10 protein-coding genes are annotated in these 12,663 nt (G+C 54.2%); 8 read left to right on the forward strand and 2 right to left on the reverse strand.

What is annotated here, in order from left to right; genetic code table 11:
* Positions 1–52 precede the first annotated feature (52 nt).
* Positions 53–1,024, reverse strand: coding sequence for a LacI family DNA-binding transcriptional regulator (locus E2L00_RS02495; protein ID WP_167606508.1), 972 nt, complete (start codon positions 1,022–1,024; stop codon positions 53–55).
* A 184-nt stretch (positions 1,025–1,208) separates the two neighbouring features.
* Here E2L00_RS02495 and E2L00_RS02500 point away from each other — a divergent pair, with 184 nt between their 5' ends.
* From E2L00_RS02500 to aldA, 7 genes are all read left to right on the forward strand, one after another.
* Positions 1,209–2,456 carry an MFS transporter gene (locus tag E2L00_RS02500; protein ID WP_167606511.1) on the forward strand — a complete coding sequence of 416 codons (1,248 nt, stop codon included), beginning with the start codon at positions 1,209–1,211 and terminating at the stop codon, positions 2,454–2,456.
* Positions 2,446–3,534, forward strand: coding sequence for a Gfo/Idh/MocA family oxidoreductase (locus E2L00_RS02505; RefSeq protein WP_167606513.1), 1,089 nt, complete (start codon positions 2,446–2,448; stop codon positions 3,532–3,534). Before E2L00_RS02500 ends, E2L00_RS02505 begins: the two co-directional genes overlap by 11 nt.
* Entirely contained in the window at positions 3,534–4,595 is a 1,062-nt protein-coding gene (locus tag E2L00_RS02510) for a sugar phosphate isomerase/epimerase family protein (RefSeq protein WP_167606516.1), read from the forward strand. The genes E2L00_RS02505 and E2L00_RS02510 overlap by 1 nt, the downstream gene beginning before the upstream one ends.
* Positions 4,595–5,710, forward strand: coding sequence for a Gfo/Idh/MocA family protein (locus E2L00_RS02515; RefSeq protein WP_167606519.1), 1,116 nt, complete (start codon positions 4,595–4,597; stop codon positions 5,708–5,710). The genes E2L00_RS02510 and E2L00_RS02515 overlap by 1 nt, the downstream gene beginning before the upstream one ends.
* A 57-nt stretch (positions 5,711–5,767) precedes the next feature.
* Positions 5,768–6,526 carry an alpha/beta fold hydrolase gene (locus tag E2L00_RS02520; protein WP_167606522.1) on the forward strand — a complete coding sequence of 253 codons (759 nt, stop codon included), beginning with the start codon at positions 5,768–5,770 and terminating at the stop codon, positions 6,524–6,526.
* Positions 6,527–6,619: 93 nt separating this feature from the next.
* Positions 6,620–7,240, forward strand: coding sequence for a LysE family translocator (locus E2L00_RS02525; RefSeq protein WP_167606525.1), 621 nt, complete (start codon positions 6,620–6,622; stop codon positions 7,238–7,240).
* A gap of 252 nt (positions 7,241–7,492) precedes the next feature.
* Entirely contained in the window at positions 7,493–8,932 is a 1,440-nt protein-coding gene (gene aldA / locus E2L00_RS02530; protein WP_167606528.1) for an aldehyde dehydrogenase, read from the forward strand.
* 54 nt (positions 8,933–8,986) lie between these two features.
* Here the strand turns inward: aldA and E2L00_RS02535 are convergent, their stop codons facing one another.
* Positions 8,987–11,176, reverse strand: coding sequence for a TonB-dependent siderophore receptor (locus E2L00_RS02535; protein ID WP_167606531.1), 2,190 nt, complete (start codon positions 11,174–11,176; stop codon positions 8,987–8,989).
* Positions 11,177–11,446: 270 nt separating this feature from the next.
* Between E2L00_RS02535 and yncE the strand changes: the two genes are divergently transcribed.
* A complete protein-coding gene (gene yncE / locus E2L00_RS02540) occupies positions 11,447–12,505 on the forward strand; it encodes a 7-bladed beta-propeller protein YncE (protein WP_167607533.1) in 1,059 nt (352 codons plus the stop codon).
* Positions 12,506–12,663 lie beyond the last annotated feature (158 nt).

A 12,663-nucleotide genomic window follows, 5' to 3' on the forward strand; every position in this document is an offset into this window, starting at 1 on the left:
AGACGACTCAACGGTTGGCACTGCCTGCGCTTCTTTTTTTGGCGGCCAGCGCTTAAACCGAGCCTCTCACCACCAGCTTCCAGTCGAGAATCTCATTCACCGTTTCCACCTGCGGATTTTCAATTCTCTCCAGCAGTAGCTGTACGCTACGCACGCCGAGCTGATGCATCGGCTGTTCAACGGTGGTGAGCGGCGGAGTGGTTACCGCGCCAAACGGTACGCCGTCAAATCCCATGATGGCCACATCTTCCGGTACGCGCAGCCCGTTTTCGTGGGCGTAATGCAGCGCGCCGCCGGCCAGCGCATCGGAAATAGCAAAAACGGCATCTGGCGGTTCCGGCAGGGTAAATAATTCCGCCATCGCCTGTACGCCCGCCTGATATTCCAGGCTGTCCGCATATACCACGGCCTGCCAGGCGGAGCTGCGCCCAGCCCGGTATCCCGCTTCCCGTTGTTGCGAATACAAATAACGCAAGTCGCCGTTAATTAATGCGATACGTTTATAGCCCGCGCAGGTGAGATGCTCAACCGCAGCCGCGGCTGCTTTAAAGTTATCGATGGTCACGGAAGAGGCGTTATAGCCCGGATCGCCTTCACCGCATTGTACCCAAGGCGAATCCCCGATAAGCGTTGTTAAGCCGGGTAAGCAGCTGATGGCATCCATGGTGATCACGCCATCGACAACTTTGCCGCTCAGCAACTGTAGATAGGCAGACTCACGCGGCAGACGTGATTCAGAATTACACAGCAGAATGTGATAGCCGTGTTTTTCCGCTTCCTCTTCAATGCCGCGAACCACGCGTGCGCAGAAGGGGTTTGTAATGTTAGAAACCAGCACCAGCAGCATACGGCTGCGCGCGGTGCGCAACTGGCGGGCAAGAAGATTCGGCTGATAATCACATGATTCAATAGCTGCCAGCACCTTATCCCGGGTAGCAGTTTTTACCCCCGGGTTGCCATTCAGCACCCTGGAAACGGTAGCGGTGGAAACCCCCGCAATACGAGCCACTTTATCTATCGACATGCTGATCCTTTACCCTGGCTGATTATTTGTGAAGCGCATTGCAGATCCGCATCAATAGTAACAAATAATCCTCGGGCATGATGGAAAGCTATCTGAAATCGATTACATTTTTAGTGAAGCGTTAATGTAATCGATTACAAAAATAAACCCTTACCCTTTATCAATACTCTGCCGCGGAGGATTTATGTCTTCTCACTCAGCCGTTGGGGCTCAGGTAATCACCCATAAATGGGTTATTCCGCGCCTGTCGTTAATGATGTTTCTGGAATTTTTCGTCTGGGGGGCCTGGTACGTTACGCTGGGCGTCGTGATGGGCAAGTATGGCCTGAGCGCGGTGATTGGCGATGCGTATTCCACCGGGCCTGTTGCCTCCATCCTTTCGCCGTTTGTGCTGGGCATGCTGGTGGATCGCTTCTTCGCCTCGCAAAAGGTTCTCGGCGTCCTGCATCTGGTAGGGGCCGCGCTGTTGTGGTGGCTGCCGGGCCTGTTCGAAAGCGGGCAAACCGGCCTGCTGTGGGTGATATTCGCCTACATGCTGTGCTACATGCCAACTATCGCGCTGAGCAATAACGTGGCGTTCCACAGCCTTGCAAACAGCGAGAAGGGCTTCCCGATCGTTCGTGCTTTCGGCACTATCGGCTGGATTGTCGCAGGCTTAATCGTCGGGGTGAGCGGGCTTTCTGACAGCACCAGCATCTTTACCATGGCGGCTGTTGCGTCGGTTGTGCTTGGCATTTACAGCTTTACGTTGCCCAACACGCCAGCGCCGGATCGCGGTAAGCCGCTTTCCATGCGCGATTTGCTGTGCGCCGATGCCTTTGCCTTACTCAAACAGCGCCACTTTATGGTGTTCATCATCTGCGCCACGCTGATTTCCATTCCGCTTGCCGCTTACTATGCATACGCTGCGCCGTTTATCTCCGCGCTGGGCTTTGAAAACGTCAGCGGCGTGATGGCGTTCGGACAGATGTCCGAGCTGCTGTTTATGCTGCTGATCCCGTTCTTCTTCCGCCGTCTGGGCATCAAAATGATGCTGCTGATCGGCATGCTGGCGTGGTTTGCGCGTTACGCCATGTTCGCCCTGAGCATCGCGGAAGAAACCCGCTGGATGATTTATATCGGCATTATTCTGCACGGCGTGTGCTACGACTTTTTCTTTGTTATCGGCTTTATCTATACCGACAAGGTGGCGGGCGACAAAGTGAAGGGCCAGGCGCAGAGCCTGCTGGTGCTGTTTACCTATGGGCTGGGCATGCTCATCGGTTCGCAAATCAGCGGCGCGGTGTTCAACCGTTCGGTCACCGCTCAGGGTGCCGAAGCGCTGGTGCAGTGGCAGCAATTCTGGTGGCTGCCGGCCATCGCCGCCGTGATTATCGCCGCCATCTTCTTCTTTACGTTTAACTATAAAGAAGGAGCGAAGGATGGCCGATAGGGCACTACGGGTGCTGGTTGTGGGCTGCGGCAATATGGGCGCCGCCCACGCGCAGGCCTATGAGGCGCTGCCGGAATTTTCACTCTGCGGGCTGGTGGCCCGCGGAACCTCCAAAGAGCGTCTGAAAGCGCGGCTCGGCGAAAATATTCCGCTGTTCGACGAGATGCAGGATGCCATCAAACGGACCCGGCCGGATGCGGTTTGTATCGCTACCTGGCCTGATACTCACGAGGTTTTAGCGCTGACGGCGCTTGCCGCAGGCTGTCACGTGTTTCTGGAAAAACCTCTCGCCACCACCGTATCCGGCGCGAAGCGCGTGGTGGCGACCGCGCGGCTGGCGGGCAAACAGCTAGTGGTGGGCTATATCCTGCGTCATCACCCGGCCTGGCAGCAGTTTATTCATCTGGCGCAAAACCTCGGCAAGCCGCTGGTAATGCGCATGAACCTCAACCAGCAAAGCGCCGGCAGCGCCTGGCATACCCATAAAATGCTGATGCAGTCGCTTTCGCCGATTGTGGATTGCGGCGTGCATTATCTGGACGTGATGTGCCAGATGACACAGGCAAGCCCGCTTTCCGTCAGCGCGATTGGCGCGCGCTTAAGCGATGAAATTGCCCCGACGCAGTTCAACTACGGCCAGCTACAGGTACGTTTCGCTGACGGCTCTGTTGGCTGGTACGAAGCGGGCTGGGGGCCGATGATGAGCCAGACGGCGTTCTTTATTAAAGACGTTATCGGGCCAAAAGGGTCCGCGTCTATTGTGGCGCGCGAAGCGGGCGGCGAAGGGTACTCCGCCAGCGTCGAGGCGCATACGCAAACCGAATCTCTGCGCCTGCATCATTCACAGCTCAACGCTCAGGGTGAGTTTACGCATCAGGACGAGTGGATCTCTGCTGCCGGCGAGCCCGACCACTTCGCCCTGTGCCGCCTCGAACAGCAGTTTTTTGCGCGTTCTATTATTGAAAATAGCGATTTAACGCTGCACCAGCAGCAGGCGATTGAAAGCCTGGCCGTGGTGCTGGCGGCTGACCTCGCGGTTCGCGAGCAGCGTATGGTTAATATTAAGGAGGTGTTGTGATGAAAACCCTGAAGGGACCATCTATTTTTCTTTCCCAATTTATTGGCGAGCAGCCGCCGTTTAACTCGCTGGATACGCTGGCGGCATGGGCTGCCGGGCTGGGTTATAAAGCGGTACAGCTCCCGACCCATTTGCCGCATATTTTCGATCTGCGCAAGGCAGCAGAAAGCCAGGATTACTGCACGGAAATCCGCGGGCGGCTGGCAAACGTTGGTCTGGAAATTAGCGAACTTTCTACGCATCTCCAGGGGCAGCTGATTGCCGTGCATCCTGCCTATGACGCGGCGTTTGCAGGATTCGCTCCGCCTGAGCTTGCGCACGACGCCAGGGCGCGCCAGCAATGGGGCGTTGAGAGCCTGAAGCAGGCAGCGCGGGCGTCGCAAAATCTGGGGTTAAAGGCGCACGCCACGTTTTCCGGCGCGCTGGCGTGGCCATATTTTTACCCGTGGCCGCCGCGCAATGCGGCGCTTATCGACGAAGCGTTCAGCGAGCTGGCAAAACGCTGGCGACCGGTGCTGGACAGTTTTGACGACGCGGGCGTGGACGTCTGTTTCGAACTGCATCCCGGTGAAGATTTACATGACGGCGTCACCTTCGAGCGTTTTTTAACGCTTGTCGATAATCATCCGCGCTGCAACATTCTGTACGATCCAAGCCATATGCTGTTGCAGCATATGGATTATCTCGGTTTTATCGATCTTTATCATTCACGCATTAAAGCCTTTCACGTTAAAGACGCTGAGTTTCAACGCTCGGCGAAAAGCGGTGTTTATGCCGGATACCAGCCGTGGGCTGAACGTCCCGGACGCTTCCGTTCGCTCGGCGACGGACAGGTCGATTTCAAAGGTATTTTCAGCAAACTCGCGCAGTACGACTACGCCGGGTGGGCTACGCTTGAGTGGGAATGCTGTCTGAAATCGGGCGAAGCGGGCGCGCGTGAAGGCGCAAAATTCATTGCCGAACATATTATTCCCGTGGCCGATTACGCTTTCGATGACTTCGCCCTGCATATGAGCGAAAAGGCGGCGGTACGTAAAATGCTTGGGCTGGAGGAAGAATAATGAAACGCATCCGGTTAGGTATGGTGGGCGGCGGTGAAGGTTCGTTTATTGGCGGCGTACACCGCATTGCCGCCCGGCTCGATGACCAGTTTGAGCTGGTCGCCGGCGCATTCTCGTCCTCGCCTGAAAACGCAAAACGCAGCGGCGAAGCGCTGTTTATCGCCCCCGAACGCAGCTATGCAAGCTGGCAGGAGATGGCAGAGCGGGAGGCCACGCGGCCGGACGGCATCGAAGCGGTGGCGATAGTCACGCCGAACTTTTTGCATGTGCCTGTCGCCAGAGCGTTTCTGGAAAAAAAGATCCACGTCATTTGTGATAAACCGCTGGGCATTACGCTTGCCGAGGGCGAAGAGCTGGCTTTTGTGCTGAACGAATCCGGCTGCCATTTTATTCTGACCCATAACTACAGCGCGCTGCCGATGATACGCGAGGCGCGAGCGCGCATCGCCAACAGCGAAATAGGCGAGATCCGCAATGTAGAAGTGGAATACCTGCAGGGCTGGCTGAACGACAGGCTGGAACTCACCGACAATAAACAGGCGAGCTGGCGCGGCAAAGCGCAGTTTGCCGGGGCCGGTGCGATTGGCGATATCGGCACGCATGCCTGGCAACTGGCAGCGTTTGTAACCGGCATGGAGCCAGAATCGATTCGCGGTAAGCTACTGACGCGCATCAAAGGCCGCGAGCTGGACGATGAGGTTTACGCAGAAATGCGCTATGCCAGCGGCGCCAGAGGGCGACTGTGGGCAAGCCAGGTCGCGCCCGGCTATGAAAACGATCTGCGTTTGCGCATCGTGGGCAGCCGGGGAAGCATGAGCTTCCGGCAGCAACAGCCTGAAATACTTGAGATTCATCCGCTGCATGGCAATAGTTACGTTGTCACGAGGAACGGGGTTAATAACCACGATTCTGTACGCCACCAGTGCCGCACGCCCGCCGGGCATCCGGAAGGTTACCTGGAAGGATTTGCCCAAATCTACCGCGAGGCCGCAGTGAAAATTCGCGGCGGGAATGCGCCGTTACTGCCGGGAATAGTAGAAGGATTATCCGGTATGCGCTTTATCGAAACGCTACGAGCCAGCAGCGACCAGGGCGGCGTGTGGATAGAATGGTAGTCAATTCTGAGATACGCTGTATATAATTACAGTTATCATTCTCTGAAAGGAATCGTCATGCAGAGTTTTACTTCCCGTCATGCCCGGTGCCGGGTTCGCTACCAGGATTTGCCCGGCGGCGGCGTGCCTTTATTGTTTATTCACGGTTTGGGCTGCGCCTCTTCATATGAATACCCTCGCGTCTTTGCCGACCCGGCTTTTGGCAACCGGCGCAGCGTGCTGATCGACTTACCCGGCAGCGGATTCAGTGAAAAACCAGCAGACTATACGTACAGCACGACCGATCAGGCGCGGGTGATTACCGAACTGGTTGAACACCTGGGTTTGCACCGTTTCTACCTTTACGGACACAGCATGGGCGGCAGCATAGCCATCGAAGTCGCGGCGTTGATACCAGCAAAAATCGCCGGTCTGATTGTCTCGGAGCCCAACTTCCAGGCTGGAGGCGGCATATTTAGCCGCGGCATTGCCGGGCAAGACGAAAAGACTTTTGTGACGCAGGGTTATGACGCCTTGCTCGCCGCTGAACGGTCGCCGTGGAGCGGAAGCTTATTCAGTAATTCGCCCTGTGCCCTGTGGCGCGGTGCGAACAGCCTGGTAAAAGGAGTGGAGCCGTCCTGGTTTGAGACATTCACCACTATCCAACTGCCGAAATCGCTTATTTTTGGTGAGAATTCCTTACCGGATGCGGATTTCACGGCCGTGCAGGCAGCAGGAATAAATACGATTATTATCCCAAATGCCGGGCATCCCATGTCGTGGGAAAATCCCGCAGGCCTTGCCCGCGCTCTGGCAAACTTTTGTGGAAACCATTAATCCTGCGCCCGCGTAACGCTGGCATGACATGAAATGTCTTCAATTGAGCAGAGGTTAGTTTTTCAGTAATCTCTGCTCTTTCGGAGACAGAAAATGTCCGTCACAGATTCACTTCTCGCTTATTCTTTTGCCGCCTTACTCTTAACGCTCACGCCTGGACTTGATACCGCGCTTATCTTACGTACGGCCACGGTCGAAGGCGGGAAAAAAGCTTTTCATGCCGCTCTGGGTATCGACAGCGGATGCTTTATCTGGGGAGCGCTTGTCGCTTTTGGGCTGGGTGCTTTGCTTGCCGCTTCTGAAATAGCCTATAGCCTGCTCAAATGGTGCGGGGCGGCCTATTTATGCTGGCTGGGAATACAGCTTATGATCCGGCCTCGCCGGAGCTTTGATGCTTTTCATTCCGGACTTCGTTACGGCGGTAACTGGTTTTTAAGAGGGATGCTCGGCAATGTTCTGAATCCCAAAATGGGCGTGTTTTACGTCTCTTTTTTGCCGCAATTTATCCCGGCGGGGCATTCTCCCGTCATCTGGACGTTCCTGCTCGTTTTCATTCATGTCTTTATCGGCACGGCCTGGTCATTAACGCTGATAATGGCAACACGTTACGCTTCAGGATTATTTAACATTCCCGCCGTTGTGACATGGATGGACCGTATTACAGGCGGCGTATTTATGCTGTTTGCGGCAAAGCTGGCGGTGAGTAGCCGTTAGGTTATTAAGCGCCCGGCGCAGATAAACAAAAAATCTGCCCGCATTGACCGTTTTACATGCCTGTTGTCTGAAACGGTCAACCTCATGTTATTAATCTGTAAATAAATTCGCTCTCACCTGCCGATTTTATTGAGTGCCATCACAAAACATGACCGTTTTGCCCGAACGACCGCTTTTGATGCCTACAGTGATTACAAATATTTTACCTGAGCATAACAACAAGCATTCACTCTGCACTCACAGGAGTCGGTCATGACAGCACCCGTACAGCACCCAATGTATATCAACGGTCAGTTTGTTCACTGGCAGGGCGAACAGTGGATTGATGTGGTGAACCCCGCCACGGAAGAGGTGATCTCTCGTATTCCGGACGGCAGCGCGCAGCAGGCGCAAGAGGCGATTGATGCCGCAGCTACAGCGCAAGAAGCCTGGGAGGCGCTACCGGCTATTGAGCGTGCGGGCTGGCTGCGAAAAATTGCAGCAGGCATCCGTGAACGTGCGGCCAGCATCAGCGCGTTAATCGTTGCTGAAGGCGGCAAAACTCAGCAACTGGCTGAGGTGGAGGTGGCTTTCACTGCGGATTATCTCGATTACATGTCCGAATGGGCGCGCCGCTATGAAGGTGAAATTCTGCAAAGCGATCGTCCCGGTGAAAATATCCTGGTATTTAAACGGGCGCTTGGCGTAACGACTGGTATTCTGCCGTGGAACTTCCCGTTCTTTCTGATTGCCCGCAAGCTCGCTCCTGCGCTGGTGACCGGCAATACCATCGTTATCAAACCCAGCGAATTCACGCCGAATAACGCCATTGCGTTTGCTGAGATCGTTCACGATATCGGCCTGCCGAAAGGCGTCTTTAACCTGGTGCTTGGCCGTGGCGAAACGGTGGGCCAGGAGCTGGCGGGCAATCCGAAGGTGGCCATGATCAGCATGACGGGCAGCGTAGCAGCCGGTGAAAAAATCATGGCGGCGGCGGCGAAAAATATTACTAAAGTTTGTCTGGAGCTGGGCGGCAAAGCGCCTGCGATTGTGATGGACGATGCCGATCTGGATATCGCAGTAAAAGCGATTGTGGATTCACGTATGATCAATACCGGGCAGGTCTGTAACTGTGCGGAGCGCGTATACGTGCAAAAGGGCATTTACGACGAATTTATTACCCGACTGAGCGAAGCCTTTAAGCAGGTAAACTTTGGCGATACCGGCGAGCGTAACGATGTAGCGATGGGGCCGTTAATCAACGCCGCAGCGCTTGAGCGGGTAGAGCAGAAGGTGGCGAAAGCGGTGAGCGAAGGCGCACGCGTGCTGACCGGCGGTAAAAAACCTGAAGGCAAAGGCTACTTCTATCCGCCAACGCTGCTGGTGGACGTGCGCCAGGACATGTCCATCATGCACGACGAAACTTTTGGTCCGGTGCTGCCGGTTACCACTTTCGACACGCTGGAGCAGGCGGTGGCGATGGCGAATGACAGCGATTACGGCCTGACATCTTCTGTTTATACCCGCGATCTGAATACCGCCATGAAAGCAATCAAAGGGCTGAAGTTTGGTGAAACCTACATCAACCGTGAGAATTTTGAAGCGATGCAGGGCTTCCATGCGGGCTGGCGTAAATCGGGGATCGGCGGGGCGGACGGGCGCCACGGGCTGAATGAATATCTGCAAACGCAGGTGGTTTATTTGCAGGTATAGCTACTTTATTTACCCCCTCTGACACAGAGGGGGTAAGCCCGCGCGGTACTGCTATCAGAATGACATCGTCACGCCCGCATAATAAGCGCGACCCGGCTCGTTGTAGGTCGAAGCCCCTTCGTTTTCACGGTAAATCTGCTTATCAAACAGGTTGCTGATCCCGGTATTGGCGCGCAGGTTTTTGGTGAGCTGATAGTTAACGCCAATTCCCACGATGGAATAAGCACCGATCTCTTTATCAGACATCGACCCCGTTTCGTTGCGGATTTCGGCATACTGGCGCGGCTTCTGACGACCGTACATCGTCCAGGTGGTGTTGGCGGAAAGTTTGTCCGTCACCTGCCAGTCGAGCATGGTGTTCACGGTATATTCAGGAATGATCGAAAGCGGGTTGCCGGTCTTTTTGCTTTCCGATTTGATCATATAAGTGCCGTTGGTGCGCCAGCTCAGCGTGTCACGAATAACCGGCACCACCAGATTCGCTTCCAGACCTTCGACTACGGCTTTGCCGCCGTTTTCCCAGCGCAGAATGTTATTTCCGTTAGAGGCGTAACCAATGACTTCCGTACCGGAAACGATTTTATTTTTGTAATCGTTTCTGAACCAGGTGACACCCGCATCATAGCCTTCCCAGGTAAATTCCAGGCCAACTTCTTTGTTCACGCTGATCTCAGGATCCAGATCGTCGTTGCCCAGTAGGTAACAGCTTCCTGTCGCGATAGTATTTGGGCAACCGTTGCCGCGAGTTGAGAGCAGATAGCCCTCGCTGGACTGATACAGATTCGGTGCTTTAAAGGCGCGGGCAATACCGGCTTTCACTTTGAAGAGATCGCCCAGGCCTTGTGAAACGTTCAGGCTGGGACTCCAGTTGCCACCAAACTCGTTGTGATAGTCAAAACGCAGACCGGGAATGATATTGGTGCTGTCGGTCGCTTCGATGTTGTCCTCAAAATAGATGGCGCTGGTGGCGGCGCTGTTTTTCGTACTGCGGGCGCTTGCATCGCCAGACACGTCGCCAATCACTACACCGGATACGTCCGTTGCGGTCATAGAGGCCGGGTCGTTCAATTTCTGACGTTCCCATTCCGCGCCCAGCGTGATGGTCTGATCGAACAGCAGAAACAGCGGAACGTTCACCTCGGCAGTCGAGCGATAATCTTCAAGCCGGCTGGTGTCGTAGGTGGTGTCGTTAATCATACCTTCAACGCGGCCGGTGGAACCTTCCTTCAGACGCGTGTTATTGGTTTTCTCGTAATAGAAGCCGACTTTTGACTGACCCCAGTCCCAGATACCGTTATGCGTGATTCCGTAGCTCTGGCGATATAAGCGGTTAGTTTCCTGGCCGTAAAGCTGTTCAACCAGGCCATTCGGGCTGACGTTTCCGTTGCTGTATTGGGTATCGCCCGCGTAGATGTTGCCCTGGCGGCTGTAGCCATATTCGAAATCGAAAATTTGCGTTGGCGTAAGTTTCCAGGACAGCAGGGCGTTAATGTCTTTATTGCGTACGCCTTCGCGCCCGGCGGCGTAAGAGCCGTTTTGCTGGGTATTTATGTCGTAGGCGTCCGCGTCGGTTTTGTTGATATTGCCGTACAGGCGCATGGTCAGCGCGTCGCCGGCCAGCGGGCCGCTCAGATTAAAGTTCGCGCGGTTAGTGACCCCTTCTTTATCGTTTTCCGGCTGGTTGGTATAGAGGGATAAAGAGCCGTGCCAGTCATTAGTTGGGCGTTTGGTGATAATGTTCACCACGCCGCCGGCTGCGCCAGAACCATAGCGTGCGGCCGCCGGGCCGCGAAGGACTTCGATTCGTTCAACCATCTCCGCTGGAACCCAGTTGGTATCGCCGCGGGAATCCCTTTCGCCGCGCCAGCTGTAACGCACGGAGTTGCGTGAGGTCACAGGTACGCCATCGACTAAAATCAGGGTATTTTCCGGGCCCATGCCGCGAATATCGATCTGGCGGTTGTTGCCACGGCTGCCGCTCGCGCTGTTGCCGGTAAGATTAACGCCGGGCATTTTACGGATAATGTCGGAAAGGTCATTGACCGGAGGATCTTTCCTGATGTCTTCGGCAGTGATTACCGACACGCCGGGCTGCTGCTTCAGTTCTTCCTCCGCCGTAGCCTGAACCACCATGGTGTCGCCCGTCTCCAGCAGGGCGTCTTCTGCGGCCCAAACCCCTGTACTGCAAAGCCCAGCCATCAGCACCGCTAAACGGGTTTTGTTGTAATTATTTTTTACATTCATACGTAGAATTTCCATATTGTGAAACAAATTAGCGCAGGGCCTTGGATAGTAATGATAATTGTTATCATTACAACCGCATGCGGTAATCTTCATATTTTCTACACATTTCGCACACAATCTTTACGCATGAAATAATTTTATCAATACTTATCAACCACTTACAAAAATGTAAATTTGTTAATGATAATTATTTACTTTTCGTTCTGGATAATGATAATCATTACCACCATAACTGCTCGCCCCCTCAAAAGGAGATTTATGTTTTCTTCAATGGAATTTGCTTCTCAGGCTAAACGTCGCACGTTGCCTGTTCTTGCGCTCTCAACCTTTCTGTTTTCCACCTCGCTGTTCGCCGATACGAACTTCACCGTCGATCGTAAACCGGTAGGCAAAGGCGCTTATGAGATGGCCGTGACCGGCGAGCCGTCGACGCTGTATGTGGCGACTTCTCAGAGCCGTAAGCTGGATAAGGGCGGAGTGGTTTACCGTCTTGACCCGGCTACGCTTGAAATCACCCAGGCTATTCACAACAACCTGAAGCCGTTCGGTATGGCCGTAAATCACGCCACGGGCACGCTGTTCCTTGGCAACACCACTAACAGCGCGGTGACCGCCGTTGACGTGAAGTCAGGTAATGTGAAGAAATCCCTGGTGCTCGACGAGCGTAAACGTACAAAAGAAGTGCGTCCTTTTGCGCCTCGTGAACTGGTGGTTGATGAAGCGACCAACACCCTTTACGTGGGCGGGCTGGGTCCATCAAGCGTGCTGTGGGTTGTGGATGGCGACAATCTGACGCTGCGTACCACTATTGATGGATTGGGCAAAATGGCCACCGGCCTGGCTATCGACGCCAAAGCCTCCCGCATTTATATGACCAACGCCGACCATGAATTCATCACCATTGATACCGCGACTAATAAAGTTATCTCCCGCACCAGACTTGAAGAAGGTGAGCATTTCTACCTGAACCTGAGTCTGGATACTGAAAATCATCGCGCGTTTATTACCGATTCAAAATCGCCGCAGCTGCTGGTGGTAGATACGCAGAACGGCAAAGTGCTGAAGAAGATTGAGCTGCCGGTTTCCCTGGCCGTGCTGTACAACGCCCGGCGTAACGAGGTGTACGTCACGCACCGCGAGTCGGGTAAGGTCAGCGTGATCGATGCGAAAACCTATAAGGTGCTCGAAACCATCGATACTCCAACGCATCCTAACAGCCTGGCGCTGTCTGAAGATGGTCAAACGCTGTTTGTGAGCGTGAAACAGGCAGGCTCTCGTGATAAAGAACCAACCAGCCCGGATGATGTGGTTCGCATTAGCTTTAAATAACCGCCTGGATAAACAACCCTCATGCTGAGGGTTGTTTTTATATCTCCCGCCGTTAGCTAAAAATTAACTTAGCTTTGCCAGGCAAAAAATCTATTCATATAAGTATCGATTCTTTTAATTGTTAATGTGCTGTTTCTATACTGCGAGTCCACTTAACA

It is taken from the genome of Cedecea colo (assembly GCF_011808225.1).
Taxonomy (GTDB): Bacteria; Pseudomonadota; Gammaproteobacteria; order Enterobacterales; family Enterobacteriaceae; genus Dryocola; species Dryocola colo.

What these genes read in the sequence shown, in the direction of transcription:
- E2L00_RS02495 (WP_167606508.1), bottom strand. Translation starts at nt 1,024, where the DNA reads ATGTCGATAGATAAAGTGGCTCGTATTGCGGGGGTTTCCACCGCTACC.
- E2L00_RS02500 (WP_167606511.1), top strand. Translation starts at nt 1,209, where the DNA reads ATGTCTTCTCACTCAGCCGTTGGGGCTCAGGTAATCACCCATAAATGG.
- E2L00_RS02505 (WP_167606513.1), top strand. Translation starts at nt 2,446, where the DNA reads ATGGCCGATAGGGCACTACGGGTGCTGGTTGTGGGCTGCGGCAATATG.
- E2L00_RS02510 (WP_167606516.1), top strand. Translation starts at nt 3,534, where the DNA reads ATGAAAACCCTGAAGGGACCATCTATTTTTCTTTCCCAATTTATTGGC.
- E2L00_RS02515 (WP_167606519.1), top strand. Translation starts at nt 4,595, where the DNA reads ATGAAACGCATCCGGTTAGGTATGGTGGGCGGCGGTGAAGGTTCGTTT.
- E2L00_RS02520 (WP_167606522.1), top strand. Translation starts at nt 5,768, where the DNA reads ATGCAGAGTTTTACTTCCCGTCATGCCCGGTGCCGGGTTCGCTACCAG.
- E2L00_RS02525 (WP_167606525.1), top strand. Translation starts at nt 6,620, where the DNA reads ATGTCCGTCACAGATTCACTTCTCGCTTATTCTTTTGCCGCCTTACTC.
- aldA (WP_167606528.1), top strand. Translation starts at nt 7,493, where the DNA reads ATGACAGCACCCGTACAGCACCCAATGTATATCAACGGTCAGTTTGTT.
- E2L00_RS02535 (WP_167606531.1), bottom strand. Translation starts at nt 11,176, where the DNA reads ATGAATGTAAAAAATAATTACAACAAAACCCGTTTAGCGGTGCTGATG.
- yncE (WP_167607533.1), top strand. Translation starts at nt 11,447, where the DNA reads ATGGAATTTGCTTCTCAGGCTAAACGTCGCACGTTGCCTGTTCTTGCG.